Raw genomic sequence first — 26,264 nt, forward strand, 5'->3', positions numbered from 1 at the left:
GGTTCCCGGAGGGCGGGGGATTTGTTCCAGGGCCGGAAACAACTGTAGGAGCGAGCTTGCTCGCGAGCTGTTTTGAAAAGCTCGCGAGCAGGCTCGCTCCTACAGGAGGGTAACGCGGGGTTTTACTTGGCGTGGTACGAGGTCACGCGCGCCACTTCTTCTTTCGAACCCAGGAACACTGCTACACGCTGGTGCAGGCCTTCCGGCTGGATGTCGAGGATGCGCTGGTGGCCGTCAGTGGACGCACCACCCGCCTGCTCCACCAGGAACGACATCGGGTTGGCTTCGTACATCAGACGCAATTTACCCGGCTTGGACGGCTCGCGGCTGTCGCGCGGGTACATGAACAGACCGCCACGGGTCAGGATCCGGTGTACGTCGGCAACCATCGCGGCAACCCAGCGCATGTTGTAGTTCTTTTCCAGCGGCCCTTCTTCGCCAGCCAGCAACTCGTCGACGTAGCGCTGTACCGGAGCTTCCCAGTGACGCTGGTTGGACATGTTGATGGCGAATTCCTGAGTGGTTTCAGGAATGGTGATGTCTTCGTGGGTCAGCACGAAGCTGCCCATTTCGCGATCCAGAGTGAAGCCTTTGACGCCGTCACCCAGGGTCAGTACCAGCATGGTCTGAGGGCCGTAAATGGCATAACCGGCCGCTACCTGTTGTGTACCTGGCTGCAGGAAGGCCTTTTCATTCAAAGGCTCGTTCTGGGTCAGATATTCGTTCGGGCAACGCAGTACCGAGAAGATAGTGCCGACCGGCGCGTTGATGTCGATGTTCGACGAACCGTCCAGCGGGTCGAAAACCAGCAGGTAGGCGCCTTTCGGGTATTTGCCCGGAATCTGGTAGGCATTGTCCATTTCTTCGGACGCCATGCCGGCCAGGTGACCGCCCCATTCGTTGGCTTCGAGCAGGATTTCGTTGGAAATCACGTCGAGTTTCTTCTGCACTTCACCTTGTACGTTTTCAGTGCCCATGCTGCCCAGAACACCACCCAGGGCGCCTTTGGACACGGCGTGGTTGATCTCTTTGCAAGCACGCGCCACCACTTCGATGAGGAAACGCAAATCAGCAGGAGTGTTGTTGCTGCGGGTCTGCTCGATCAAATAGCGACTCAGGGTAACGCGGGACATGTAAGGCTCCGAACAATGGGGAGGGGGCGAAAAACCCGCGCAGTTTAACGCGTGTTGCCGTGCAAATCTTCTAATCAGACTCAGAACCGGCCGAGCGGGTTCAGCTGAATCCTTAAATCAGGCAAAAATCTGTAGCCGCTGCCGCAGGCTGCGATACGTCCCGCAGGGGCCTGGCTCTTGAAAGCACGGGCCCGGCGGTCTCGATCGCAGCCTGCGGCAGCGACTGCAAGCGCTCTACATGGCTTTCCAGATTTCAGTCGCATACTCACGAATGGTCCGGTCCGAGGAGAACCAGCCCATGCGCGCCGTGTTCAGTACCGCCTTGCGCCACCAGGCGTCCGTGTCATGCCACAGGGTTTCGACCCGCATCTGGGCCGCCCAGTACGCATCGAAATCGGCACAGACCAGAAACCGGTCGTAATCAATCAGCGAATCGACAAAACCGGTGTATCGCGCCGGGTCATCGTGGGAGAAGACCCCGCCACGTATGGCCTGCAATACATCATCAAGTCGATGTGAGGCTGCAATATCGGGCCCGGCGTGAAACTCGCCATTACGCTTGCGGGCTTCGACCTGCTCCGCACTGAGGCCGAAAATAAACATGTTATCGGCCCCCACCCGTTCGCACATTTCCACGTTGGCTCCGTCCATGGTGCCGATGGTCAGCGCCCCGTTGAGACCGAACTTCATATTGCTGGTGCCCGATGCCTCATAGCCCGCAGTGGATATCTGCTCGGACAAGTCAGCTGCCGGAATGATGCTCTCGGCCAGGCTGACGTTGTAGTTGGGGATAAATACCACTTTGAGCAGGCCGCGCACGGTCGGGTCGTTGTTCACAGTACGGGCAATATCATTGGCCAGTTTAATGATGAGCTTGGCCTGCTCATAACTGGCCGCCGCCTTGCCCGCGAAAATCTTGACCCGGGGTACCCAGTGGTTGCCCGGTTCGGCACGAATGGCCTGGTACAGCGCAACGGTGTGCAACAGGTTGAGCAGTTGGCGCTTGTACTCGTGAATCCGTTTGACCTGCACATCGAACATCGCTTCAGGATTGACCACCACCCCCAGCCGCTCATATATGAGCGCTGCCAACGTGCATTTGCTTTGCAGACGCTGCTCGGCGAATTGCTTGCGAAAATCTGCGCGCTCGGCAAAAGGCTCCAGCTTGATCAGCTTGTGCTCGGTTTCATCGAGGACATCAGGCCCCAGCGCGTTAACCAGCATCACGGTCAATGGCGGATTGGCCTGAAACAGCCAGCGGCGGAAGGTAACGCCATTGGTCTTGTTGTTGATCCGGTCCGGGTAAAGCTTGTGCAACTCGGAGAACACCGTGCTGCGCATCAACTGCGTGTGCAGTCCGGAAACGCCGTTGACACTGTGGGAACCGAGAAACGCCAGATTGCCCATCCGCACCCGGCGGCCATGCTCTTCTTCAATCAGGGACACGGCACGCAGCACATCGAAATCATGCACCCCCTGGTTGCGCAGTGAGTCGATGTGATAGCCGTTGATCAAGTAGATGATCTGCATATGACGCGGCAACATGCGCTCCATCAACCCCACGGGCCAGGTTTCAAGCGCTTCGGGGAGCAGGGTGTGATTGGTGTACGACAAGGTATCGACGGTGACTTTCCAGGCCGTCGGCCACTCGATGCCGTGTTCATCAACCAGGATGCGCATCAGTTCCGCAACGGCGATCGAGGGATGGGTGTCGTTGAGCTGGATGGAAACATGCTCGGCCAGATTCAGCAGCGTGTCGTGAACGTGCAGGTGTCTGCGCAACAGATCCTGCAGCGAAGCCGAGACAAAGAAAAACTCCTGGCGCAAGCGCAGCTCCTGCCCGGCCTCGTTGCTGTCTGCCGGATACAGCACACGGGAGATGCTTTCGGCACGCACCACCTCGGCCACTGCACCCAAATGGTCACCGGCGTTGAAACGCCCCAGGTTCAAGTCATGCAGGGCCCTGGCCCGCCACAGGCGCAAGGTGTTGACACTGGCACCGCGCCAGCCGACGACGGGTGTGTCATAGGCGATGGCCCGCACCGTCTCGCTGGGCTCCCACACCTGGCGTGACTGGCCGTGTTCATCCTGCCGGGTTTCAACCGCTCCGCCAAAACCTATCAAGTACGTCACTTCGGCGCGCTCAAACTCCCACGGGTTGCCGAAGTCCAGCCAGTTCTCGGTTTGCTCTTGCTGCCAGCCGTCGACGATGCTCTGGCGGAACAGTCCGTGTTCATAACGGATGCCGTAGCCGTGGGCGGCAACGCTCAGGGTGGACATGCTTTCCATGAAACAGGCAGCCAGCCGACCCAGCCCGCCGTTGCCAAGCGCCGCATCGGGCTCCAGCAGGCGGATACGTTCCAGATCGACCCCAAGCCCGGTCATCGCCTCACGCGCCACCTCCAGCAGCCCCAGATTGTTCAGGCTGTCATAAAGCAGGCGACCGATCAGAAACTCCAGCGACAGGTAATACACCCGCTTCTGATCCTTGCGATAAATCTGCCGCGTGTGGTCCATCCAGTGCTCGACCATATGGTCGCGGGCAGCCAGTGCAATGGCTTCAAACCAGTCATGGTCAAACGCGTGTTCCGGGTCCTTGCCCACCGCGTAAGTCAGTTTGGCTACTACGGCGGCCCGAAAAGCCGCCACCTGTGCGTCACGAACAAGCGGTTCCTGGGGCATCGATACAACCTCGAGCGAGATGGAGCGATTTGAAGAACGGGTGGATTCAGCCTAGACCTTTCGACAGGAACTAAACGCTTTGATTCGGGCTTTTATGGCGGTTTCCATAAAAAAAACTGACGAAATGAACATTGCCCCAAAACGATGCGCATACGAGAAAGGGCGCCTTAAAACATGGCCCTGATCGAAAAACCGGCAAATGGTTGTTCACAGATTCACCAACCCCGGTATGATCGCGCGCCCTGATGCACGCCGGAAAACAAGCCTGATGAAGTCCAACCTGATCGCCGCCGCGGAAATCGACCGTATCGATACCTGGGCCAAATACTCCGCGCCCATGTGCGGCTCCTGCATTTCCAGCTGCTGCACGCTGCCGGTGGAGGTCAAGATCAAAGACCTGATCCGTATCGGCATCGTCGATGAGTTCGAGATGGGCGATCCGCCGAAGAACATCGCCAAGCGCCTGCAGAAAGAAGGGATCGTGGAGCGCTTCAACCAGAAGTCCGGGATTTTCACCCTGCAGCGCATGAGCAATAACGACTGCCTGTACCTGGATCGCAAGTCGCGCATGTGCACCATTTACGAGAAGCGCCCGGACACTTGCCGCAATCACCCGCGGATAGGCCCGCGCCCGGGTTATTGCGCCTATGTGCCCAAAGCGGTTGAACGCAAAAACAGCAGCGAGAAGCTGATGGTGTTTTAACCCGAAGGGGCGGCTTGCGGCGATGATAATCCTGCAACCTGCCCCATCGCTGGCAAGCCAGCTCCCACAAGGCCTGCACTGCACCCATTACCTGTGGGAGCCGGCTTGCCGGCGATGATGATCCTGCAACCTGCCCCACCCCTGGCCTGCACTGCACCTACTATCTGTGGGAGCCGGCTTGCCGGCGATGCTTACCCTGCAACCCGCCCCATCCCTGGCCTGCACTGCACCCAATATCTGTGGGAGCCGGCTTGCCGGCGATGCTGACCCTGCAACCCGCCCCATCGCTGGCAAGCCAGCTCCCACAAAGCCTGCACTGCACCCAATATCTGTGGGAGCCGGCTTGCCGGCGATGCTGACTCTGCAACCCGCCCCATCCCTGGCAAGCCAGCTCCCACAAGGCCTGCACTGCACCCAATACCTGTGGGAGCCGGCTTGCCGGCGATGCTGACCCTGCAACCTGCCCCATCCCTGGCAAGCCAGCTCCCATAAGGCCTGCACTGCACCCATTACCTGTGGGAGCCGGCTGCCAGCGATGCTGACCCGGCAACCCGCCCCATCGCTGGCAAGCCAGCTCCCACAAGGCCTGCACTGCACCCAATACCTATGGGAGCCGGCTTGCCGGCGATGCTGACCCTGCAACCTGCCCTGGCCGGCGATGCTGACCCTGCAACCCGCCCCATCCCTGGCAAGCCAGCTCCCATAAGGCCTGCACTGCACCCATTACCTGTGGGAGCCGGCTGCCGGCGATGCTGACCCTGCAACCCGCCCCATCGCTGGCAAGCCAGCTCCCACAAGGCCTGCACTGCACCCAATACCTGTGGGAGCCGGCTTGCCGGCGATGCTGACCCTGCAACCCGCCCCATCCCTGGCAAGCCAGCTCCCACAAGGCCTGCACTGCACCCACTATCTGGGGGAGCCGGCTTGCCGGCGATGCTGACTCTGCAACCCGCCCCATCCCTGGCAAGCCAGCTCCCACAAGGCCTGCACTGCACCCATTACCTGTGGGAGCCGGCTGCCGGCGATGCTGACTCTGCAACCCGCCCCATCCCTGGCCTGCGCTGCACCCATTACCTGTGGGAGCCGGCTTGCCGGCGATGATGATCCTGCAACCCGCCCCATCCCTGGCCTGTGCTGCACCCATTACCTGTGGGAGCCGGCTTGCCGGCGATGCTGACCCTGCAACCCGCCCCATCCCTGGCCTGCGCTGCACTCAAATCCCGGACACAAAAAAACGCCCCCGACCGCAAGGCCGGGGGCGTTTTTTATTCAGCTAAATAAATAGCTTATTTGCTGCTTTTCTTGCTGGCGCGGGTACGCTCGCTTTCGCCCAGGATCTTCTTACGAAGACGGATGGACTTAGGAGTCACTTCGCACAATTCGTCTTCTTGAACGAATTCCAGAGCTTGCTCCAGGGTGAAGCGGATAGGCGGAACCAAAGCGATGGTTTCGTCTTTACCCGAAGCACGCATGTTGTCGAGCTTCTTGCCTTTGGTTGGGTTAACGCCCAGGTCGTTGTCGCGGCTGTTGATGCCGACGATTTGACCTTCGTACACGTCTTCACCGTGACCCAGGAACAGTTTTCCGCGAGCCTGCAGGGTTTCCAGCGAGTAAGTCAGAGCCTTACCGGTAGCAACCGAAACCAGAACGCCGTTCTGACGGCCGGACATGTCGCCCGACTTCATCACGTCGTAACGGTCGAAGATCGAGGTCAGGATGCCAGCGCCCGAAGTCAGAGTCAGGAACTCGTTACGGAAACCGATCAGGCCACGTGCAGGGATGTTGTATTCAAGACGAACACGGCCCTTGCCATCCGGAACCATGTTGGTCAGATCGCCTTTACGGATACCGATCTGTTCCATGATTGCGCCCTGCGATTCTTCCGGCAGGTCGATGGTTACGTTTTCGTACGGTTCGTGCTTAACGCCGTCAACCATGCGGATGATTACTTCCGGACGACCAACACCCATTTCGAAGCCTTCGCGACGCATGGTTTCGATCAGTACCGACAAGTGCAGCTCACCACGACCCGACACTTTGAACTTGTCAGCGGTGTCGCCTTCTTCAACGCGCAGAGCAACGTTGTAGAGCAGTTCTTTGTCCAGACGTTCCTTGATGTTACGGCTGGTTACGAACTTGCCTTCACGGCCGCAGAACGGCGAGTCGTTAACCTGGAAGGTCATCGAAACGGTAGGTTCGTCAACAGTCAGCGGCTTCATCGCTTCGACGTTCAGTGGGTCGCACAGAGTGTCGGAGATGAACAGCTGGTCGAAGCCGCTGATGCAGACGATGTCGCCGGCAGCTGCTTCTTCAACGTCGATACGGTGCAGACCGTGGTGACCCATCAGCTTCAGGATACGACCGTTACGGCGCTTGCCGTCAGCATCGATAGCCACAACCTGGGTGTTCGGCTTGACGCGACCACGAGCGATACGGCCAACGCCGATGATGCCCAGGAAGCTGTTGTAGTCCAGTGCCGAGATTTGCATCTGGAAAGGACCGTCACGGTCAACTTTTGGAGCCGGAACGTGGTCAACAATCGCCTGGTACAGCGGGGTCATGTCTTCAGCCATGTCGGTGTGGTCAAGACCAGCAATACCGTTCAGGGCAGAGGCGTAAACCACTTTGAAGTCCAGCTGTTCTTCGGTAGCACCCAGGTTGTCGAACAGGTCGAAGATTTGATCCAGAACCCAGTCCGGACGCGCGCCTGGACGGTCAACCTTGTTGATAACCACGATTGGACGCAGGCCGGCTTCGAAAGCCTTCTTGGTCACGAAACGGGTTTGCGGCATAGGGCCGTCTTGAGCGTCAACCAGCAGCAGAACGGAGTCAACCATCGACATCACGCGCTCTACTTCACCGCCGAAGTCGGCGTGGCCCGGGGTATCCACGATGTTGATGTGGTAGCCGTTCCAGTTGATAGCGGTGTTCTTGGCAAGAATGGTAATGCCGCGCTCTTTTTCCTGGTCGTTGGAGTCCATCACGCGCTCGTCGTTGAGCTCGCCGCGTTCCAGAGTGCCGGATTGACGCAAGAGTTTGTCTACCAGGGTGGTTTTACCGTGGTCAACGTGAGCAATGATGGCGATGTTACGTAGATTTTCGATCACTTGTGTATCTCGATCAGAGGATTCGGTGTGCTGACAGGTCGTGGCAGCGATTAACAGTAGAGTCAGGTCAAGCCGTTACAACTTGACCTCGGCGTCGGGGGGCCGGTGACGCAGGCCACAGGCATACAGCCCCGGGCTCTTAGCTCGGTCGATAAACGCGCACATTGGCATGCCCCTCACTGAGCAAATGGTGAGCATGCAGGCGACTCATCACGCCTTTGTCGCAATACAACAGGTACTGACGGGTGTCATCCAGTTCCTTGAAGCGGCTGTTCAAAGCATAAAACGGCAACGCTTGTACTTCGATGCCAGCCAGTTCCAGCGGTTGATCTTCCTGAGCATCCGGGTGACGGATGTCAATCACGATCTGGCCCGCCAGCACTTCGCTGACTTCTTCGACTTGCAAGTCCTGGCCCAACTCATCGATCACCCGATCAATCGGCACCAGTTTGGCCCGCTCCAGCGCACGCTCGAGCACGGCCATATCGAACTGTTGTTCTTCGTACTCCACGCGGTTGCGTTTGGCGTGGGTCTTGGGGTTGACCGAAATCACCCCGCAATATTCAGGCATGTGCTTGGCAAAATCGGCCGTACCGATTTCAACCGCCTGATCAATGATGTCCTGCTTGTGGCTAGCGATCAGCGGACGCAGAACCAATTTGTCAGTAGCCGAGTCGATCAGCGACAAATTGGGCAGGGTCTGGCTCGAAACCTGGGAAATCGCTTCACCGGTAACCAGCACTTCGATATCGAGCCGCTCAGCGATACGGGTTGCAGCGCGCAACATCATACGCTTCAAAATGACGCCCATATGACTGTTATCGACTTTGCCGAGAATTTCCCCCAAAACTTCTTCGAAAGGAACGCTGACAAACAGCACGCGCTGGGAGCTGCCGTACTTCTTCCATATATAGTGCGCGACTTCCATCACGCCCAGTTCGTGGGCACGCCCGCCGAGGTTGAAGAAGCAAAAGTGGCTCATCAGGCCGCGGCGCATGATCTGGTAGGCGGCAACGGTGGAGTCGAAACCACCGGACATCAACACCAGGGTCTGCTCCAGCGAGCCCAGCGGGAAACCGCCGATGCTGTCGTGCTGGCTGTGAATCACAAACAACCGTTGGTCGCGAATTTCGAAGCGGACTTCGATTTCCGGTTTTTTCAGGTCGATTCCTGCCGCACCGCATTCACGACGCAGCTTGCTGCCGACGTATTTCTCGATTTCCATCGAGGTAAACGGGTGCTTGCCGCCGCGCTTGCAGCGCACGGAAAAAATCTTGCCTGCCAGCGCATCGCCGAAGTGCAGTTTGCACTTCTCGACCACGTCATCGAAGTCACCCAACGGGTACTCGTCGACCTGCAGGAAATGCGTGATGCCCGGCATGCAGCTCAGGCGCGCAGTCATCTCCTTCAAGGCTTTGGGGTCGGTCACGCGCGTTTGCAGCTCGATGTTGTCCCACACGCCCGTCACCACCACAGCCGGGTCCAGATCGCGGAGCACAGCGCGGATGTTTTTAGCCAATTGGCGGACGAAACGCATCCGAACCGGACGGCTCTTAATAGTGATTTCGGGGAAGACTTTAACGATTAGTTTCATGAAAACAGCGCGCGAGCAGCCTGCCAAAAAAGGGGGGCGCGGATTATAGCGGAAATTGCTCAAGGTTTAACCAGTTATCGTACAAACGGTTTTCGATGCACCAAAACAGGTCAAAAGCGTCGGTTTTCGCTTCATTTGAGTGCGGCAAGACGCCTTAATCGGTAGTCTGCGGCCCTTATCTGCTTGAGATTGGGGCATTACGCCCAAGTCGGGGCACTGGCATGCAATTTGCTCCCTTGTGAGGCAGGTTGCCTTGGCAGAGTATTCGCGCCGGCATCAACCACCTTTAACGGGCTCTCCACTACCTAGCCCGAAGCCACCCCGGAGGACACTATGTCGAAGTCGGTTCAACTCATCAAAGATCATGACGTCAAGTGGATTGATCTGCGCTTCACTGACACTAAAGGCACTCAGCACCACGTGACCATGCCGGCCCGTGATGCGCTGGATGAAAACTTCTTCACCGACGGCAAAATGTTCGACGGCTCCTCCATTGCTGGCTGGAAAGGCATCGAAGCGTCCGACATGATTCTGCTGCCGGACGACAGCACTGCCGTTCTGGACCCGTTCACCGAACAGCCAACCCTGATTCTGGTGTGCGACATCATCGAACCCTCGACCATGCAAGGCTACGATCGCGACCCGCGCGCCATCGCCACCCGTGCCGAGGAATACCTGAAGTCCACCGGTATCGGCGACACCGTATTTGTAGGTCCGGAGCCAGAGTTCTTCATCTTCGACGAAGTGAAGTTCAAGTCCGACATCTCCGGTTCCATGTTCAAGATCTACTCCGAACAAGGTTCGTGGATGTCCGACCAGGACGTGGAAGGCGGCAACCGTGGCCACCGTCCAGGTATCAAGGGCGGCTACTTCCCGGTTCCTCCGTTCGACCACGACCACGAAATCCGTACCTCCATGTGCAACGCCATGGAAGAAATGGGCCTGGTCATCGAAGTGCACCACCACGAAGTGGCAACTGCCGGCCAGAACGAAATCGGCGTGCAGTTCAACACCCTGGTGAAAAAGGCTGACGAAGTTCAGACCCTGAAGTACTGCGTACACAACGTGGCAGACGCCTACGGCCGTACCGCTACTTTCATGCCCAAGCCTCTGTACGGCGATAACGGCTCGGGTATGCACGTTCACATGTCCATCTCCAAAGATGGCAAGAACACCTTCGCAGGCGAAGGTTATGCCGGCCTGTCCGACACCGCCCTGTACTTCATCGGCGGCATCATCAAGCACGGTAAGGCCCTGAACGGCTTCACCAACCCGGCCACCAACTCCTACAAGCGTCTGGTACCAGGCTTCGAAGCTCCGGTAATGCTGGCCTACTCGGCTCGCAACCGTTCCGCTTCGATCCGTATTCCTTACGTGTCGAGCCCTAAGGCGCGCCGTATCGAAGCACGTTTCCCGGACCCGGCAGCCAACCCGTACCTGTGCTTCGCAGCACTGATGATGGCTGGCCTGGACGGTATCCAGAACAAGATCCACCCGGGCGACGCAGCTGACAAAAACCTGTACGACTTGCCGCCTGAAGAGGCCAAAGAGATCCCGCAGGTTTGTGGCAGCCTGAAAGAAGCCCTGGAAGAGCTGGATAAAGGTCGTGCGTTCCTGACCAAAGGCGGCGTTTTCAGCGACGACTTCATCGACGCTTACATCGCACTGAAAAGCGAAGAAGAAATCAAGGTTCGCACCTTCGTACACCCACTGGAATACGAGCTGTACTACAGCTGCTGATCCAGCAACGCCTGCCCGTGCAGGCGTTACCAAGAGGCCTCCTTCGGGAGGCCTTTTTTATGCCCGGCACTTTATCCCTGGCCGATTGCGCGACCACAAAAATTCCGACAGGAACGGCTGCCATTGACCCGGCCGAGAAAGGCCCCGCCCTACATTAAAGCCATCAGCACTGCCCCAGAATGACCGCCTTTTCTTCCCACGGGATGGCGGCCTGCGATGATGCCGAAAGTACTGTTGCTGCTTGTTTTTGCCCACCCGGCTGGCGCGCAGGTCTATCGCCAGGCCCCCGACAACGCCAGCTTGATCTTCAGCAACGTACCCCTGGCAGGAGTCCAGGCAGAGCCGATATCCGTGCAACCCGCAAACCGGATCGCAGCATTCAAGTATTCGTCGACCTTGATCCCCTCCTCCATGCTGTTGCCCGAACAAGCGCCCGGGCCAGCGATCAAACCTGATCGCGACCCGCATCGTCAGGCGGTACAAGACCGTCTCGCAGAGAACTGAATCTATTCAGCAAATCTGCACTATATTGGTGCAACAACAGAGCGAAGACACACTTGCCAGCCCAATTTGGTTCAAAACGACTCACTCCAAGCGCATAAACGCCATCTAAAAGGGCTGCAACCCCCTATTTCAGGCGAATAACGCTTCTTTTCGGAGCCTTGGTTTGTTTTTTGCATTTTCCTAGTCTCAGCGCCTCACCCGCGCATGCAATCCGGGATCGGCCCATGACCATCAGTGATGCCCTGCACCGACTGCTACTCGATAATCTGACCACAGCCACACTGCTGCTCAATGCCGACCTGCGTCTTGAGTACATGAACCCGGCGGCGGAAATGCTGCTGGCCATCAGTGGCCAACGCAGTCATGGGCAATTCATCAGTGAACTGTTCACTGAGTCCACCGAAGCCTTGCACTCGCTGCGCCAGGCGGTTGAGCAAGCGCACCCGTTCACCAAGCGCGAAGCCATGCTGACTTCGCTCACCGGCCAGAACCTGACGGTGGACTACGCCGTGACCCCGATCCTGAGCCACGGCAGCACCATGTTGCTGCTTGAAGTGCACCCCCGCGACCGGCTGCTGCGCATCACCAAGGAAGAAGCCCAGCTGTCCAAGCAGGAAACCAGCAAGATGCTGGTGCGCGGCCTGGCCCATGAAATCAAGAATCCGCTGGGCGGCATTCGCGGGGCGGCCCAGTTGCTGGCCCGCCAGCTACCCGATGAAAGCCTGCGGGACTACACCAACGTCATCATCGAAGAAGCCGATCGCCTGCGTAATCTGGTAGATCGCATGCTGGGCTCCAACAAGCTGCCATCGCTGGCCATGACCAATGTGCATGAAGTGCTGGAGCGGGTGTGCAATCTGGTCGAGGCCGAAACACAGGGCAGCATCACGCTGGTGCGCGACTACGACCCGAGCCTGCCCGACCTGCTGATCGACCGTGAACAGATGATTCAGGCAGTACTCAATATTGTACGTAACGCCATGCAGGCCATTGGCAGCCAGAACGAGCTGCGCCTGGGCCGCATCAGCCTGCGTACCCGGGCCATGCGCCAGTTCACCATCGGCCATATCCGCCATCGACTGGTGACCAAAATCGAAATTATCGACAACGGCCCGGGCATCCCCCCCGAGCTGCAAGACACTCTGTTCTTTCCAATGGTCAGCGGCCGCCCTGACGGCACCGGGCTCGGACTGGCCATTACCCAGAACATCATCAGTCAGCACCAGGGATTGATCGAGTGTGAGAGCCACCCCGGCCACACACTCTTCTCGATCTTTCTACCACTGGAACAAGGAGCCGCATCGACATGAGCCGAAGTGAAACCGTGTGGATCGTCGACGACGACCGTTCTATCCGTTGGGTCCTGGAAAAAGCCTTGCAACAGGAAGGCATGACCACACAAAGTTTCGACAGCGCCGACGGGGTGATGAGCCGCCTCGCCCGCCAGCAGCCCGACGTGATCATTTCGGACATTCGCATGCCCGGCGCCAGCGGTCTGGACTTGCTGGCCAAGATTCGCGAACAGCACCCCCGCCTGCCCGTGATTATCATGACCGCCCACTCCGACCTCGACAGTGCGGTGGCGTCCTATCAGGGCGGCGCGTTCGAATACCTGCCCAAGCCGTTCGACGTCGACGAAGCCGTGTCCCTGGTCAAGCGTGCCAACCAGCACGCCCAGGAACAACAAGGCCTGGCCGTCCCTCCAGCGCTGGCACGCACGCCGGAAATCATCGGTGAAGCCCCGGCGATGCAAGAGGTGTTTCGCGCCATTGGCCGGCTTAGCCACTCCAACATCACGGTGTTGATCAATGGCGAGTCGGGCACCGGTAAAGAGCTGGTGGCCCACGCCCTGCATCGCCATAGTCCGCGCGCAGCATCGCCTTTTATTGCGTTGAATATGGCGGCCATCCCCAAGGACCTGATGGAGTCCGAGCTGTTCGGCCACGAGAAAGGTGCCTTCACCGGAGCCGCCAACCTGCGGCGCGGCCGGTTCGAGCAAGCCGATGGCGGAACCCTGTTTCTGGACGAAATCGGCGACATGCCCGCCGACACCCAAACGCGCCTGCTGCGGGTCTTGGCCGATGGCGAGTTCTACCGGGTCGGCGGTCATACGCCGGTCAAGGTCGATGTGCGGATCATTGCCGCCACCCACCAGAACCTCGAAACCCTGGTCCAGGCCGGCAAGTTCCGTGAAGACCTGTTCCACCGTCTGAACGTGATCCGCATTCATATCCCGCGCCTGTCGGACCGTCGCGAGGATATCCCGACCCTGACCCGCCACTTTCTCAGCAGCGCCGCGCAAGAGCTGTCTGTCGAGCCCAAGCTGCTCAAGGCCGAGACCGAGCAATACCTGAAAAACCTGCCATGGCCGGGCAACGTGCGCCAGCTGGAGAACACCTGCCGCTGGATCACGGTGATGGCCTCGGGCCGCGAAGTGCATATCAGCGACTTGCCACCCGAGCTGCTGAACCTGCAGCAGGACACGTCGCCGGTCACCAACTGGGAACAGGCCCTGCGTCAGTGGGCTGATCAGGCGCTGGGCCGGGGTCAGTCCAACCTGCTCGACAGTGCCGTGCCGACGTTTGAACGGATCATGATCGAGACCGCCCTCAAGCACACCGCAGGCCGTCGTCGCGATGCAGCCGTGCTGCTGGGCTGGGGCCGCAACACCCTGACCCGCAAGATCAAGGAGCTGGGGATGAAGATTGATAGCGACGAGGATGACAGCGACGAGGCATGACTCGGCGGCGCGATGATGGGGGAGCCGGCTGGCCAGCGATGGCACCCCTGTGATCGGCCTGAACGATCGCGAGCAAGCTCGCTCCTGCAGGACCGCACCAGCTTCAGGCAACACGCACTATTTGTGTGCACAGCTCTGGATCAATGGTTACAGCAACATCGACAACCCAAAACAGCAGTCCCAGAAAAGCCCCGGATTCCGGGGCTTTTGCATATCAAGGAAAAAAATCAGGCAGAAAAACCAGAACTGGCATGCACCCTGCAATAACCCTGATAACGCTTTAGGGGACCTTGATACAGGCAGGTCAAGACTCCCCACTTTTACACCCGCAGCCTTGATGCCTTATGCATCGAGGCGCACAACGATTTTGGGGAACCGGTACAGGCAGGCCGCAATTCCCTCTTTTATTACTCCCGCAGGTTTACCTGCAGTCGCCAGCGCCCGTCCCGGGACGCTCCGGCCCAGTCGCCCTGCAGCGCACGGGCCGCCACCAAGGTCAGCAGCAACCCGCCATCGGTATGCCGTAGCCGCCAGTTCACCACCTTGTCACCCAGCTTTAACTGGCCGTTCTGCGGCTTGCCCCTGGCATCGAACAGCAACCCCAGCGTGCCATCAACCAGCTCGCCATGCAGCTTGGGCTCATCGCTGAACCACACCACCAGCGCACCGGGCAACACCTCCACTTGCTGCAGCTCAACCGGCACAGGCGCGGTCAAACGCCCGATCATCATGCCCACCATTACACCGACTATCACCAAAGAACCTAAAACCCGTGGCCATAGTTTCGGCCGCGGGTCTTCTTCAGGCGTAGAATGCTGCCTATCTTTAAGTTCGGAGCCGTGCATGTTTCACGTCATCCTTTTTCAACCAGAAATTCCGCCGAATACCGGCAACATTATCAGGCTGTGCGCCAACAGCGGCTGCCACCTGCATTTGATCGAGCCTATCGGTTTTGAGCTGGACGACAAGCGCTTGCGCCGGGCCGGGCTCGATTACCACGAGTACGCGCCGCTCAAGCGCCATGCCGATCTGGCCAGTTGCCTCGAAAGCCTGGGCCATCCGCGACTGTTCGCCTTTACCACCAAAGGTTCACGGCCGTTCCACGACGCCCGGTTTGCCGAAGGTGATGCCTTTATCTTCGGCCCGGAAAGCCGGGGCCTGCCGCCAGAAGTGCTGGATGCGCTGGACGGCGACCACCGCCTGCGTCTACCGATGCGTGAAGGTTGCCGCAGCCTGAACCTGTCCAACACCGTGGCCGTGGCTGTGTACGAGGCCTGGCGCCAGCTGGACTTCAAGTAGTACGCAAAAAAACCTGTAGGAGCGAGCTTGCTCGCGAGCTTTTCCATGCGCCAACAGCTCGCGAGCAAGCTCGCTCCTACAGGTTGCCTTTGGACAAGGGCAATAAAAAAGCGCCATCAAGGCGCTTTTTTATTGGGCATCGACTGTTTATTGAACAGTCGGGCTGCCTTCTTCCTGCATGCGCTGCAATTCTTGCGCGTACAGGGCATCGAAGTTCACCGGAGCCAGCATCAACGCCGGGAACGAGCCACGGGTAACCAGGCTGTCCAGGGTTTCACGGGCGTACGGGAACAGGATGTTCGGGCAGAACGCGCCCAGAGTGTGGTTCATCGACGCCGGATCAAGGTTTTTGATCAGGAAGATGCCAGCCTGCTGAACTTCAGCAATGAACGCCACTTCGTCACCGTTTTTCACGGTAACCGACAAGGTCAGGACCACTTCGTGGAAGTCGCCTTCCAGCGGCTTTTGACGGGTGTTCAGATCCAGGCCAACGCTCGGCTCCCACTGCTGACGGAAGATCGCCGGGCTTTTAGGGGCCTCGAACGACAGGTCGCGCACGTAGATACGCTGCAGGGAAAATTGTGGAGCGGTGTCTTCATCGCTAACAGCAGCGGTGTTCTGTTGGTCAGTCATCACAGATCCTTGTTGATCTTGGGGCTTATAGAGAATGAGAGTCAGACGTTCAGCAGCGCATCCAATTTACCTGCGCGCTCCAGGGCAAACAGGTCATCGCATCCGCCAACGTGTTTCTCGCCAATCCAGATTTGCGGCACCGACGTACGACCTGCCTTCTGAGCCATTTCGGCCCGTACTTGAGGCTTGCCGTCGACCTTGATTTCTTCAAAGGCTACACCCTTGTTTTCAAGCAAAGCCTTGGCTCGGATGCAGTAAGGGCAATAATCGCTGGAGTAAACGGTGACCTTGGACATTTTTACTTCACCACTGGCAGGTTGTCGGCGCGCCAGCTGCCAATGCCGCCGGACAGTTTGGCAGCGTTGTAGCCGGCCTTGAGCAGCTCACGGGCGTGGGAGCCTGAATGCTGGCCCTGGGCATCAACCAGGATAATGGTCTTGCCCTTGTGCTTGTCCAGCTCGGCAATGCGCGCCATCAACTTGTCTTGCGGAATATTCAGCGAACCCACGATGTGGCCGGCGGCAAAGTCTTTTACCGGGCGAATATCAATCACCACGCCTTCGTCGCGATTGACCAGACCGGTCAGTTCGCCCGTGCTGATGCTGCGCCCGCCTCGGCTCATCTCGTGGGCGATCAACAGCGCCAACAGGATGACAAACGCGCCTACAAGCAGGTAGTGAGAAGTCGCAAATGCAATCAGGTGCTCAACCATCAGAAGGTTCCAGGGTCGTAAAATGTGGGCCAGTATACACAGCCGCCTTGGTCGGCCAAACCCCGCCCGGCGGTGACGTCACATGAACTTCGCTTTAAACTGCGCGTCTTCTTCACACCTTCCAATAAACCAGCCACAAGTGGGATCTATGACTACCACGCCTAAACCTTTGGTCCTGATCATCCTGGATGGCTTCGGTCACAGTGAAAGCCACAAGGGCAACGCCGTCTATGCGGCCAAAAAACCGGTGCTCGACCGTCTTTGCGCGAGCATGCCAAACGGCCTGATTTCAGGCTCGGGCATGGATGTCGGTCTGCCAGACGGCCAAATGGGCAACTCCGAGGTTGGCCACATGAACCTCGGCGCCGGCCGCGTGGTGTATCAGGATTTCACCCGCGTCACCAAGTCGATCCGCGACGGTGAGTTCTTCGAGAACCCGACCATTTGCGCCGCGGTCGACAAAGCCGTGGCTGCAGACAAGGCCGTGCACATCATGGGCCTGCTGTCCGAAGGCGGCGTTCACAGCCACCAGGACCACCTCGTGGCAATGGCCGAACTGGCTTTCAAGCGCGGCGCCGAAAAAATCTACCTGCACGCGTTTCTCGATGGTCGCGACACTCCGCCAAAAAGTGCAGGTTCGTCCATCGAACTGCTGGACACGGCCTTCAAGGCCCTGGGCAAAGGCCGTATCGCCAGCCTGATCGGGCGCTACTTCGCCATGGACCGCGACAACCGCTGGGACCGCGTATCCCAGGCCTACAACCTGATTGTCGACGGCAAGGGCGAGTTCAACGCCGCCACCGCCCAGGAGGGCCTGGAAGCTGCCTACGCCCGTGGCGAGAGCGACGAATTCGTCAAAGCCACCACCATTGGTGAGCCGGTCAAGGTCGAAGACGGCGACGCCGTGGTCTTCATGAACTTCCGTGCCGACCGGGCCCGCGAACTGACCCGCGTATTCGTTGAAGACGATTTCAAGGAATTCGAACGTGCACGCCAGCCGAAACTGGCCGGCTTCGTGATGCTGACCCAATACGCCGCCAGCATCCCGGCGCCTAGCGCATTTGCTCCCGGCAGCCTGGAAAACGTACTCGGCGACTATCTGGCGAAAAACGGCAAAACCCAGCTGCGCATTGCCGAAACCGAAAAATACGCCCACGTGACCTTCTTCTTCTCCGGTGGCCGCGAAGAACCGTTCCCGGGTGAAGAGCGCATTCTGATCCCGTCGCCGAAAGTGGCGACCTACGACCTGCAACCGGAAATGAGCGCACCCGAAGTCACCGACAGGATCGTCGATGCCATCGAGCACCAGCGTTACGACGTGATTGTCGTTAACTACGCCAACGGCGACATGGTCGGCCACAGCGGTGTATTCGATGCTGCGGTCAAGGCTGTTGAATGCCTGGATGCCTGTGTCGGCCGCATCGTCGAAGCGCTGGACAAGGTCGGTGGCGAAGCCCTGATCACCGCCGACCACGGCAACGTGGAGCAGATGTCCGACGACACCACTGGCCAGGCGCACACCGCCCACACCTGTGAACCGGTCCCGTTCATCTATGTAGGCAAGCGTGCATTCGAGGTCCGTGAAGGTGGCGTATTGGCCGACGTGGCACCGACCATGCTCAAGCTGCTGGGCCTGGCGCAGCCGCAAGAAATGACCGGCAAGAGCATTTTGCTCGACGCTTAAAGCCATGCACCTGCAGGAGCGAGCTTTCAAGGCTCGCGAGCAAGCTCGCTCCTGCAGGAATTTCGCGTACAGGATCTGCAGCTACTATTTCACTTCCATCCATTTCTTATAGGTAACGATGGCGGGCATACTAGGCCGTCCCGTTCCCCAGGTGTCGCCCGCCCCATGCTTCGCGCCCTTATAGCCCTGACCCTCGCATGCCTGCTCCAACCGGCGTTTGCCGACGAGCGCGCACAAACCCAACAACAGCTGGAAGCTACCCGCCAGGACATTGGCGAGCTAAAAAAACGCCTTGGCCAGCTTCAGCAAGAACAATCCGGCGTGCAAAAAGACCTGCGCGGTACCGAAACCGAAATCGGCAAGCTGGAGAAGCAGGTAGAAACCCTGCAAAAAGAACTAAAAAAGAGTGAAGGCGAGCTGCTGCGCCTAGATAGCGAGAAAAAAAAACTCCACAGCGCAAAACTTGAACAGCAACGCCTGATCGCCATTCAGGCCCGTGCCGCCTATCAGGGCGGACGTCAGGAATACCTGAAGATGCTGCTCAACCAGCAAAACCCCGAGAAGTTCGCCCGAACCCTCACCTATTACGACTACCTGAGCCAGGCCCGCCTGGAGCAGCTCAAGAGTTTCAACGAAACCCTGCGCCAACTGGCCAATGTCGAAGCCGACATCAACTTGCAACAGGCCCAGTTGCTGACCCAGAAAAGCAGCCTCGATGAGCAGCGCGCCGCACTGGATAAAGTCCGTGCAGAGCGCCAGCTAGTGCTGGCCAAACTGAATTCCGACGTTAAAGACCGCGATCAAAAGCTGCAGGCTCGCGAGCAGGATCAGGCCGATCTGGCTAAAGTCCTCAAGACCATTGAAGAGACCCTCGCCCGCCAGGCCCGTGAAGCCGAGGCAGCTCGGCAAAAAGCCCTGATTGCCCAGCAGGAAGCAGAGAAGAAACGTCAACGGGAGGCTGAAGCGGTTGCCACCGACGCCCCGCGCAAACCGGTCAAATCGACGCCGGGCGCCCTGGTTTCGAGTGCCGGTGTGTCCTACGGCGGACCTTTTTCTCAGGCACGGGGCAAACTTCCATGGCCAGTTGATGGTCGATTGCTTGCGCGCTTCGGTGAAAGCCGTGGTGATGATGCCCGTACCAAGTGGGACGGGGTGATGATCAGCGCCGGTGCAGGCACCCCGGTGCATGCGGTACATGGTGGTCGCGTAGTGTTTGCCGACTGGCTGCGCGGCGCCGGCCAGCTGGTGATTCTGGACCACGGCAACGGCTACTTGAGCCTGTATGGCCACAACCAGACACTGCTCAAGTCGGCCGGCGATATCGTTAAAGCCGGAGAGGTGATTTCTACCGTCGGTAACAGCGGTGGTCAGGCGACCCCCGCACTGTATTTTGCTATTCGTCAGCAGGGCCGCCCCAGCGACCCTGCACAATGGTGTCGCGCTCAAGGATGAGCCCATCACTTTTAAAACGTAGGAGTTCGTTCAACATGCAGCATTTGTCCCGCCTCAACTCGCTGGCCCTGATGATCGCTCTGGTGATCGGCTCGCCTCTGGCATTTGCTGCCGAGCCGGCTGCTCATCCGGTGCCTGCCAACAGCGCCAAGGCGCCACTGCCGCTGGACGAGCTGCGCACATTTGCCGAGGTCATGGACCGGATCAAGGCTGCGTATGTTGAACCTGTGGATGACAAGACCCTGCTCGAAAACGCCATCAAGGGCATGCTCAGCAACCTTGACCCGCACTCCGCGTACCTGGGCCCTGAAGACTTCGCCGAACTGCAAGAGAGCACCAGCGGCGAATTCGGCGGGCTTGGCATCGAAGTCGGCTCCGAAGACGGCAATATCAAGATCGTCTCGCCAATCGACGACACCCCGGCGAGCAAGGCCGGGATTCAGGCCGGCGACTTTATCGTCAAGATCAACGGCCAGCCCACCCGTGGCCTGAGCATGACCGAGGCGGTCGACCTGATGCGCGGCAAGATCGGTCAGAAAATCACCCTGACCCTGGTGCGTAATGGCGGCACGCCGTTCGACGTGACCCTGACCCGCGCCAACATTCAGGTCAAAAGCGTCAAGAGCCAGCTGCTTGAAGACGGCTACGGCTATATCCGCATTACCCAGTTCCAGGTCAAGACCGGCGAAGAAGTCGCCGCCGCGCTGTCCAAGCTGCGTCGGGACAACGGCAACAAAAAACTCAAGGGCATCATTCTCGACCTGCGCAACAACCCGGGCGGAGTCCTGCAATCGGCCGTTGAAGTGGTGGATCACTTCATCACCAAGGGCCTGATCGTTTACACCAAAGGCCGCATCGCCAACTCCGAGCTGCGCTTCTCCGCGACCGGCAAAGACCTGAGCGAGGGCGTTCCGCTGGTGGTGTTGATCAACGGCGGCAGCGCCTCGGCATCAGAAATCGTCGCCGGTGCCCTGCAGGACCAGAAACGTGGCGTGGTGATGGGTACCACCAGTTTCGGCAAAGGCTCGGTGCAAACCGTACTGCCACTGAACAATGACCGCGCACTGAAGATCACCACCGCGCTGTACTTCACCCCCAACGGCCGTTCGATCCAGGCCCAGGGCATCGTGCCGGACATCGAAGTCAGCCGCGCCAAGATTACCCGCGAGCAAGACACCGAGTACTACAAAGAGGCCGACCTGCAAGGTCACCTCGGCAACGGTAACGGCGGTGCAGACAAGCCCAGCGGTTCGGGCCCCAAAGCCAAGCCGATGCCGCAGGATGACGACTTCCAGCTGAGCCAGGCCCTGAGCCTGCTCAAAGGCCTGAGCATTACGCGCGGCAACTGAGATGCGTTTTTCGTCGCTGCTTGCCCTGCTCTGCTGCCTGACCGGTGCCGCCCACGCGGCGCCGGCCAGCCCGGCCGCAACACCGCACAAGGCTTACCTGAGCCTGATCATTGATGACCTTGGGCAAAACCTGCCACGGGACCGCCGCGTGCTGGCGTTGCCCGGCCCGGTCACCACCGCCGTGATGCCCGACACCCCCCATGCCGCCGAATTTGCCCGTGAAGCCCACAAGGCCGGCAAGATCGTCATCTTGCACATGCCCATGGACCCGGCGACCGGCCCGTTTGCCTGGCACCCCGACTTGCCGATCGACGAACTGGCAAAGCGCCTCGAGGCTGCCTTCAAGGCCGTGCCCTACACCAGTGGAATCAACAACCACATGGGCAGCCGCATGACCTCACAGCCGCAGGCCATGGCCTGGCTGATGGAAAACCTGCAGCAACGGCACAAGTTCTTCGTCGACAGCCGCACCAGCGCCCAGACGGTCGCCGCGGCCCAGGCGCAGAAGATTGGCCTGGCCAGCGTGTCGCGGGATGTATTTCTGGACGATGTGCGGACCGAAGAGGCGATTGCCGTTCAACTGCAAACTGCGATCAAGCTGGCGCATAAACAAGGATCGGCAGTGATGATCGGTCATCCCTACCCCCAGACCCTTGCCGTACTTGAACGCGAATTGCCCAAGCTCAAGGCCCAGGGCATTGAGTGGATCGATATCAGGCAAATGATCGGCGTGCGCAGCAACAAGGCCATGGCCGGACACGGCAAGGACGGGGTTTACCGCTAAGCCCCCTGCCCTGCCTCCCTACCTCCCTGTAGGAGCGAGCTTGCTCGCGAGCTCTTCAATGCAAAGCTCGCGAGCAAGCTCGCTCCTACAGATCAGATCAGATCAGGGTCAAGGTCAGGTCAGGTCAGGTCAGGTCAGGTCAGGCTCAGAGGTATTTGTCGCTGATCTTGTCGACCACACCTTCGGCCCGCAACTGATCCAGGGCCTTCTGCAACCTGGCCACCACCTCATCCGGCACCTCTTTATTCAACGCCAGATAAAGCTGCGCCTGATTGAAACGCAGTACGGTCTTGAACCCCGAAATACCTACCTGACGCGCCAAAAATCGGCCTGCCGGATCACCTGTGGCCCACAGGTCAATCTGACCGGCCTGCAGCTTTCTGGCGTTGTCCTGATCGCGCAGCACAATCACCGGCGCCATCCCTTTTTCTTCCAGGGCCAGGGCAATGGCATCACCCTTATAGGCGCCTACCTTGTACTGCCGGGCCTGCTCAAGGGAGGTCAGGGTAATAGGGCTATTGGCCCGGGCCAGCAACACCCAGTCATCCGGGCCGATGGGCCCGACCCATTTGAACAAGGCTTCGCGCTCGGGGATCCGGGCCGTGACGAACACGCCATAATCGGGATTATCCAGGGCAAGGTGATAGATGCGCTCCCAGGGGAAACGCAGGGTCATGCTGTAACCGATATCGGCCCGTTTGAAGGTTTCGCGCAGAACTTCGACGGCAATGCCTTCCAGGTTCTGGTTTTGGGCAAAGTTCTTGCCGTTCTTGGCCATGTTGTACGGCGGGAAGTTTTCAGTCAGCAGCACCAGCGAGTAACGCGAAGTATCAGCTGCAAAAACAGCACTCGTCAGGCACAGGGCAGAAGTGGCGAGAGCGAGCAACAAAGGTTTGAACATGACAGACGACCTAAATCCATGGCGTGCCCAAGAGTGCCGTGGGCCCGCCATGCTGTCCAGTGCCTAGCGCACCACAATCCCGCGCTCAGCCATGTAGGCCTTGGCCTCTGGCACGGTGTATTCGCCAAAGTGGAAAATACTCGCCGCCAGTACCGCGCTGGCATGGCCCTCGAGGATGCCGTCCGCCAGGTGCTGCAGGTTGCCGACACCGCCCGAAGCGATCACTGGAATACCCAGCGCATCGCTGATGGCACGGGTCACGCCCAGGTCGAAGCCGCTTTTCATGCCGTCCTGATCCATGCTGGTCAGCAGGATCTCACCGGCCCCCAGGCCTTCCATCTTCATCGCCCACTCGACTGCATCGAGCCCGGTCGGCTTGCGCCCGCCATGGGTGAAGATTTCCCAGCGCGGGGTTTCGCCCGGCAAGGAAACCTTCTTCGCATCAATTGCCACCACGATGCACTGGGAACCAAAATGCTGCGCCGCCTCCCCCACGAACTCGGGGTTGAACACCGCTGCAGTATTGATCGAGACCTTGTCGGCACCGGCATTGAGCAAGTTGCGAATGTCTTGAATGCAACGCACGCCACCGCCCACGGTCAGCGGGATAAACACCTGGCTGGCCATGCGCTCGACGGTATGCAACGTGGTGTCACGGCCGTCGACGCTGGCAGTGATGTCGAGAAAGGTAATCTCGTCGGCACCCTGCTCGTCATAACGACGGGCAATTTCCACCGGGTCACCGGCATCGCGAATGTTCTCGAACTTGACGCCCTTGACGACCCGACCGTTATCCACGTCCAGGCAAGGGATGATGCGTTTGGCCAGCGCCATGCCGTTCTCCTCAGGCCTTGTAGGCGTCGCAGAAGGCTTGCGCCTCAGCCACGTCCAGGGTGCCTTCGTAAATCGCACGGCCGGTGATGGCGCCGACGATACCGGGCGCTTTGGCGTCCATCAGGGCTTTGATATCACCCAGGTTATGGATACCGCCCGAAGCGATCACAGGAATGCTGGTGGCTGCTGCCAGGGCCGCGGTGTAGCTCACGTTGCAGCCCTGCATCATGCCGTCTTTGGCAATGTCGGTATAAACGATGGCCGATACGCCGTCGGCTTCAAAACGCTTGGCCAGGTCGATGACCTGAATGGTGCTCACTTCAGCCCAGCCATCAGTGGCGACGAAGCCGTCCTTGGCGTCCATGCCGACAATGATTTTGCCGGGGAAGGCGCGGCAGGCTTCAGCCACAAACTCAGGGTTCTTCACCGCTTTGGTGCCCAGAATCACGTAGCTGACGCCAGCCTTGACGTAATGCTCGATGGTTTCCAGCGAACGGATGCCGCCACCGATCTGGATCGGCAACTGCGGGTAGCGCCTGGCAATGGCAGTCACCACCTCGCCATTGACCGGCATGCCTTCGAAGGCGCCGTTCAGGTCAACCAGGTGCAGGCGGCGGCAACCGCCCTCTACCCATTTGGCGGCCATGCTCACCGGGTCATCGGAGAACACGGTGGAGTCTTCCATACGGCCCTGGCGCAGACGTACACAGGCACCGTCTTTAAGATCGATAGCGGGGATAATCAGCATGCTTTTTCCTTCGTCAAAAGAGCTGCAAGCGTTGAGCTTGAAGCTGCAAGAAAGAGCGGAGTGCGATCTTGCCCCTAACTTGCAGCTTGAAGCCTGGAACTTGCAACTGACTCAATTCTTTTCGAGTGCCCACAGGTCGCTTTCGATGCTCTCGAACCTCTCTTTGAGGTGCGTCTGCACATCGAAAATCGCGCGATTGTAGTAATGCGGCGCGATTTCGCGGGTGAACAGTTCAAGGATTTCAGCCGCTTCAAATGAACCCAGGTCCAGTTCGAAGCGGTCCTGCATAAAGCGTTTGATCTTGCTGTTGGCTTCGTTCTCTTGCTCGGGGGTGAGCGTGAGAATCGGCGGCTTCTTGCGAGGCGCCATTACCAGCGTCCGTCCCAGGCCGCGAAATTTTCCAGCAGTTGCAAGCCGTGGGTATGGCTCTTCTCTGGATGGAATTGCACCGCGAAACGCGAGCCGTCAGCCAGCGCGGCCGCAAAATCGACGCCGTAGTGCCCGCCACCGACCACCTGGCGAGGATTGCCCGCCGCAATGTAGTAGCTGTGGACGAAATAGAAGCGCGACATGTCAGGGATACCATGCCACAGAGGGTGATCGACCTTCTGCTGCACTTCGTTCCAGCCCATGTGCGGCACCTTGAGGTGCTCGCCGTCTTCGTGCAGATCCTTGCCGAAAAACTTCACCTGACCGGGAAACAGGCCGATGCAATCAACCCCACCGTTCTCTTCGCTGCTGTCGAGCATGGCTTGCATGCCGACGCAAATCCCGAGAAAAGGACGGTCCTGGCTGACTTCACGCACCAGCGAGTCGAAACCCAGGCGACGGATTTCGGCCATGCAATCCCGAATGGCGCCCACACCGGGGAACACCACGCGGTCAGCTTCGCGAATCACATTGGCATCGCTGGTAATCAGTACCTTCCCGGCGCCAACGTGCTCCAGCGCCTTGGCCACCGAGTGCAAGTTACCCATGCCGTAATCGATCACCGCCACTGTCTGCATCAGAGCACGCCCTTGGTCGACGGCATTTGCCCGGCCATACGTTCGTCCAGCGCGACAGCCATGCGCAGCGCGCGGCCGAATGCCTTGAACACGGTTTCGATCTGGTGGTGGGTGTTGGTGCCGCGCAGGTTGTCGATGTGCAGGCTGACGTTGGCGTGGTTCACGAAGCCCTGGAAGAACTCCTGAAACAGATCGACATCGAAGCCGCCCACGGTGGCGCGGGTGTATGGCACGTGCATTTGCAGGCCCGGACGGCCCGAAAAGTCGATGACCACGCGCGACAGCGCTTCGTCCAGCGGCACGTAGGCGTGACCGTAACGGGTCATGCCTTTTTTATCGCCGACGGCCTGGCTGAAGGCCTTGCCCAGGGTAATGCCAACATCCTCGACGGTATGGTGATCGTCGATATGCAGGTCGCCTTTGCACTCGATGTCCAGGTCGATCAGCCCGTGTCGGGCGATCTGGTCGAGCATGTGCTCAAGAAAAGGAACGCCGATATCGAATCGGGCCTTACCGGTACCATCCAAGTTGATCGAGGCTTTGATCTGGGTTTCCAGAGTATCGCGCTCGACTGACGCCTTACGTTCGGCCATCACCAGCTCCGCAAAATCATTGGGCGAAAAAGGTGGCCATTATAGGCACGGGTCAGGCAAACAGA

The 26,264-nt window shown here is 59.0% G+C and carries 24 protein-coding genes; 10 read left to right on the forward strand and 14 right to left on the reverse strand.

Annotated features, from left to right (window positions below; genetic code table 11):
* Positions 1-122 precede the first annotated feature (122 nt).
* Together JQ848_RS21260 and JQ848_RS21265 are read right to left on the reverse strand one after the other, a co-directional pair.
* The gene (locus JQ848_RS21260) at positions 123-1,133 is read right to left on the reverse strand and encodes a class 1 fructose-bisphosphatase (RefSeq protein WP_003438633.1); all 1,011 of its coding nucleotides are present in this window, start codon (positions 1,131-1,133) and stop codon (positions 123-125) included.
* A 234-nt stretch (positions 1,134-1,367) separates the two neighbouring features.
* Positions 1,368-3,815, reverse strand: coding sequence for a glycogen/starch/alpha-glucan phosphorylase (locus tag JQ848_RS21265; protein ID WP_003438630.1), 2,448 nt, complete (start codon positions 3,813-3,815; stop codon positions 1,368-1,370).
* A gap of 265 nt (positions 3,816-4,080) precedes the next feature.
* On the opposite strand from JQ848_RS21265, the gene JQ848_RS21270 reads away from it, so the two are divergent.
* Positions 4,081-4,518 carry a YkgJ family cysteine cluster protein gene (locus tag JQ848_RS21270; RefSeq protein WP_029612548.1) on the forward strand — a complete coding sequence of 146 codons (438 nt, stop codon included), beginning with the start codon at positions 4,081-4,083 and terminating at the stop codon, positions 4,516-4,518.
* 1,286 nt (positions 4,519-5,804) lie between these two features.
* Here the strand turns inward: JQ848_RS21270 and typA are convergent.
* On the reverse strand, positions 5,805-7,625 hold the full coding sequence (gene typA, locus JQ848_RS21275) for a translational GTPase TypA (RefSeq protein WP_003438614.1): 1,821 nt from the start codon (positions 7,623-7,625) through the stop codon (positions 5,805-5,807).
* 139 nt (positions 7,626-7,764) lie between these two features.
* Positions 7,765-9,219 carry a tRNA uracil 4-sulfurtransferase ThiI gene (gene thiI / locus JQ848_RS21280; protein ID WP_029612550.1) on the reverse strand — a complete coding sequence of 485 codons (1,455 nt, stop codon included), beginning with the start codon at positions 9,217-9,219 and terminating at the stop codon, positions 7,765-7,767.
* A 333-nt stretch (positions 9,220-9,552) separates the two neighbouring features.
* Here thiI and glnA point away from each other — a divergent pair, with 333 nt between their 5' ends.
* The 4 genes from glnA (at position 9,553) to ntrC (ending at position 14,203) form a co-directional block, all read left to right on the forward strand.
* The gene (glnA, locus tag JQ848_RS21285; RefSeq protein ID WP_003438610.1) at positions 9,553-10,959 is read left to right on the forward strand and encodes a glutamate--ammonia ligase; all 1,407 of its coding nucleotides are present in this window, start codon (positions 9,553-9,555) and stop codon (positions 10,957-10,959) included.
* 216 nt (positions 10,960-11,175) lie between these two features.
* Positions 11,176-11,463 carry a hypothetical protein gene (locus tag JQ848_RS21290; RefSeq protein WP_202211135.1) on the forward strand — a complete coding sequence of 96 codons (288 nt, stop codon included), beginning with the start codon at positions 11,176-11,178 and terminating at the stop codon, positions 11,461-11,463.
* A 224-nt stretch (positions 11,464-11,687) separates the two neighbouring features.
* The gene (gene glnL / locus JQ848_RS21295; RefSeq protein WP_003438604.1) at positions 11,688-12,773 is read left to right on the forward strand and encodes a nitrogen regulation protein NR(II); all 1,086 of its coding nucleotides are present in this window, start codon (positions 11,688-11,690) and stop codon (positions 12,771-12,773) included.
* On the forward strand, positions 12,770-14,203 hold the full coding sequence (gene ntrC / locus JQ848_RS21300; RefSeq protein WP_010656315.1) for a nitrogen regulation protein NR(I): 1,434 nt from the start codon (positions 12,770-12,772) through the stop codon (positions 14,201-14,203). The genes glnL and ntrC overlap by 4 nt, the downstream gene beginning before the upstream one ends.
* Before the next feature lie 407 nt (positions 14,204-14,610).
* Here the strand turns inward: ntrC and JQ848_RS21305 are convergent, their stop codons facing one another.
* Positions 14,611-15,048, reverse strand: coding sequence for a hypothetical protein (locus JQ848_RS21305; RefSeq protein ID WP_010656316.1), 438 nt, complete (start codon positions 15,046-15,048; stop codon positions 14,611-14,613).
* Here JQ848_RS21305 and JQ848_RS21310 point away from each other — a divergent pair.
* Positions 15,047-15,502: a tRNA (cytidine(34)-2'-O)-methyltransferase gene (locus JQ848_RS21310; protein WP_003438595.1), complete on the forward strand. Its 456-nt coding sequence runs from the start codon at positions 15,047-15,049 to the stop codon at positions 15,500-15,502. The genes JQ848_RS21305 and JQ848_RS21310 overlap by 2 nt on opposite strands.
* A 147-nt stretch (positions 15,503-15,649) precedes the next feature.
* On the opposite strand, the gene secB is transcribed toward JQ848_RS21310, so the two are convergent.
* Genes secB through JQ848_RS21325 form a run of 3 tightly spaced genes read right to left on the reverse strand, consistent with a single transcriptional unit; the run spans position 15,650 to position 16,847 of the window.
* Entirely contained in the window at positions 15,650-16,135 is a 486-nt protein-coding gene (gene secB, locus JQ848_RS21315) for a protein-export chaperone SecB (protein WP_003438592.1), read from the reverse strand.
* A gap of 41 nt (positions 16,136-16,176) precedes the next feature.
* On the reverse strand, positions 16,177-16,431 hold the full coding sequence (grxC, locus tag JQ848_RS21320; RefSeq protein ID WP_003438589.1) for a glutaredoxin 3: 255 nt from the start codon (positions 16,429-16,431) through the stop codon (positions 16,177-16,179).
* 2 nt (positions 16,432-16,433) lie between these two features.
* Positions 16,434-16,847, reverse strand: coding sequence for a rhodanese-like domain-containing protein (locus tag JQ848_RS21325; RefSeq protein ID WP_003438586.1), 414 nt, complete (start codon positions 16,845-16,847; stop codon positions 16,434-16,436).
* A 148-nt stretch (positions 16,848-16,995) separates the two neighbouring features.
* On the opposite strand from JQ848_RS21325, the gene gpmI reads away from it, so the two are divergent.
* The 4 genes from gpmI to JQ848_RS21345 all read left to right on the forward strand — a co-directional run bounded on the left by gpmI (position 16,996) and on the right by JQ848_RS21345 (position 22,116).
* Positions 16,996-18,531, forward strand: coding sequence for a 2,3-bisphosphoglycerate-independent phosphoglycerate mutase (gpmI, locus tag JQ848_RS21330; protein WP_003438583.1), 1,536 nt, complete (start codon positions 16,996-16,998; stop codon positions 18,529-18,531).
* Positions 18,532-18,696: 165 nt separating this feature from the next.
* Positions 18,697-19,983, forward strand: coding sequence for a murein hydrolase activator EnvC family protein (locus tag JQ848_RS21335; RefSeq protein WP_127195690.1), 1,287 nt, complete (start codon positions 18,697-18,699; stop codon positions 19,981-19,983).
* A gap of 35 nt (positions 19,984-20,018) precedes the next feature.
* The gene (locus tag JQ848_RS21340; protein WP_003438574.1) at positions 20,019-21,332 is read left to right on the forward strand and encodes a S41 family peptidase; all 1,314 of its coding nucleotides are present in this window, start codon (positions 20,019-20,021) and stop codon (positions 21,330-21,332) included.
* 1 nt (position 21,333) lies between these two features.
* Positions 21,334-22,116 (forward strand): divergent polysaccharide deacetylase family protein, encoded by a 783-nt coding sequence (locus JQ848_RS21345; protein ID WP_003438572.1) that lies wholly within the window; start codon positions 21,334-21,336, stop codon positions 22,114-22,116.
* 145 nt (positions 22,117-22,261) lie between these two features.
* Here JQ848_RS21345 and JQ848_RS21350 read toward each other — a convergent pair whose 3' ends face one another.
* From JQ848_RS21350 to hisB, 6 genes are all read right to left on the reverse strand, one after another.
* On the reverse strand, positions 22,262-23,017 hold the full coding sequence (locus JQ848_RS21350) for a substrate-binding periplasmic protein (RefSeq protein ID WP_010656320.1): 756 nt from the start codon (positions 23,015-23,017) through the stop codon (positions 22,262-22,264).
* Positions 23,018-23,080: 63 nt separating this feature from the next.
* The gene (gene hisF / locus JQ848_RS21355; RefSeq protein WP_003438568.1) at positions 23,081-23,851 is read right to left on the reverse strand and encodes an imidazole glycerol phosphate synthase subunit HisF; all 771 of its coding nucleotides are present in this window, start codon (positions 23,849-23,851) and stop codon (positions 23,081-23,083) included.
* A 10-nt stretch (positions 23,852-23,861) separates the two neighbouring features.
* On the reverse strand, positions 23,862-24,599 hold the full coding sequence (gene hisA / locus JQ848_RS21360; protein WP_003438566.1) for a 1-(5-phosphoribosyl)-5-[(5-phosphoribosylamino)methylideneamino]imidazole-4-carboxamide isomerase: 738 nt from the start codon (positions 24,597-24,599) through the stop codon (positions 23,862-23,864).
* Positions 24,600-24,710: 111 nt separating this feature from the next.
* A complete protein-coding gene (locus tag JQ848_RS21365; RefSeq protein ID WP_003438564.1) occupies positions 24,711-24,968 on the reverse strand; it encodes a DUF2164 domain-containing protein in 258 nt (85 codons plus the stop codon).
* On the reverse strand, positions 24,968-25,606 hold the full coding sequence (gene hisH, locus JQ848_RS21370; RefSeq protein ID WP_003438562.1) for an imidazole glycerol phosphate synthase subunit HisH: 639 nt from the start codon (positions 25,604-25,606) through the stop codon (positions 24,968-24,970). Before hisH ends, JQ848_RS21365 begins: the two co-directional genes overlap by 1 nt.
* Positions 25,606-26,199 carry an imidazoleglycerol-phosphate dehydratase HisB gene (hisB, locus tag JQ848_RS21375; RefSeq protein WP_003438561.1) on the reverse strand — a complete coding sequence of 198 codons (594 nt, stop codon included), beginning with the start codon at positions 26,197-26,199 and terminating at the stop codon, positions 25,606-25,608. The genes hisH and hisB overlap by 1 nt, the downstream gene beginning before the upstream one ends.
* Positions 26,200-26,264 lie beyond the last annotated feature (65 nt).

The organism is Pseudomonas paraversuta (genome assembly GCF_904067025.1).
GTDB lineage: Bacteria > Pseudomonadota > Gammaproteobacteria > Pseudomonadales > Pseudomonadaceae > Aquipseudomonas > Aquipseudomonas paraversuta.

Bases quoted from the DNA above. Each gene is read 5' to 3' on its own strand.
- JQ848_RS21260 (WP_003438633.1), bottom strand. From the start codon at position 1,133: ATGTCCCGCGTTACCCTGAGTCGCTATTTGATCGAGCAGACCCGCAGC.
- JQ848_RS21265 (WP_003438630.1), bottom strand. From the start codon at position 3,815: ATGCCCCAGGAACCGCTTGTTCGTGACGCACAGGTGGCGGCTTTTCGG.
- thiI (WP_029612550.1), bottom strand. From the start codon at position 9,219: ATGAAACTAATCGTTAAAGTCTTCCCCGAAATCACTATTAAGAGCCGT.
- glnA (WP_003438610.1), top strand. From the start codon at position 9,553: ATGTCGAAGTCGGTTCAACTCATCAAAGATCATGACGTCAAGTGGATT.
- JQ848_RS21290 (WP_202211135.1), top strand. From the start codon at position 11,176: ATGATGCCGAAAGTACTGTTGCTGCTTGTTTTTGCCCACCCGGCTGGC.
- glnL (WP_003438604.1), top strand. From the start codon at position 11,688: ATGACCATCAGTGATGCCCTGCACCGACTGCTACTCGATAATCTGACC.
- ntrC (WP_010656315.1), top strand. From the start codon at position 12,770: ATGAGCCGAAGTGAAACCGTGTGGATCGTCGACGACGACCGTTCTATC.
- JQ848_RS21310 (WP_003438595.1), top strand. From the start codon at position 15,047: ATGTTTCACGTCATCCTTTTTCAACCAGAAATTCCGCCGAATACCGGC.
- JQ848_RS21305 (WP_010656316.1), bottom strand. From the start codon at position 15,048: ATGCACGGCTCCGAACTTAAAGATAGGCAGCATTCTACGCCTGAAGAA.
- secB (WP_003438592.1), bottom strand. From the start codon at position 16,135: ATGACTGACCAACAGAACACCGCTGCTGTTAGCGATGAAGACACCGCT.
- grxC (WP_003438589.1), bottom strand. From the start codon at position 16,431: ATGTCCAAGGTCACCGTTTACTCCAGCGATTATTGCCCTTACTGCATC.
- JQ848_RS21325 (WP_003438586.1), bottom strand. From the start codon at position 16,847: ATGGTTGAGCACCTGATTGCATTTGCGACTTCTCACTACCTGCTTGTA.
- gpmI (WP_003438583.1), top strand. From the start codon at position 16,996: ATGACTACCACGCCTAAACCTTTGGTCCTGATCATCCTGGATGGCTTC.
- JQ848_RS21335 (WP_127195690.1), top strand. From the start codon at position 18,697: ATGCTTCGCGCCCTTATAGCCCTGACCCTCGCATGCCTGCTCCAACCG.
- JQ848_RS21340 (WP_003438574.1), top strand. From the start codon at position 20,019: ATGCAGCATTTGTCCCGCCTCAACTCGCTGGCCCTGATGATCGCTCTG.
- JQ848_RS21345 (WP_003438572.1), top strand. From the start codon at position 21,334: ATGCGTTTTTCGTCGCTGCTTGCCCTGCTCTGCTGCCTGACCGGTGCC.
- JQ848_RS21350 (WP_010656320.1), bottom strand. From the start codon at position 23,017: ATGTTCAAACCTTTGTTGCTCGCTCTCGCCACTTCTGCCCTGTGCCTG.
- hisF (WP_003438568.1), bottom strand. From the start codon at position 23,851: ATGGCGCTGGCCAAACGCATCATCCCTTGCCTGGACGTGGATAACGGT.
- hisA (WP_003438566.1), bottom strand. From the start codon at position 24,599: ATGCTGATTATCCCCGCTATCGATCTTAAAGACGGTGCCTGTGTACGT.
- JQ848_RS21365 (WP_003438564.1), bottom strand. From the start codon at position 24,968: ATGGCGCCTCGCAAGAAGCCGCCGATTCTCACGCTCACCCCCGAGCAA.
- hisH (WP_003438562.1), bottom strand. From the start codon at position 25,606: ATGCAGACAGTGGCGGTGATCGATTACGGCATGGGTAACTTGCACTCG.
- hisB (WP_003438561.1), bottom strand. From the start codon at position 26,199: ATGGCCGAACGTAAGGCGTCAGTCGAGCGCGATACTCTGGAAACCCAG.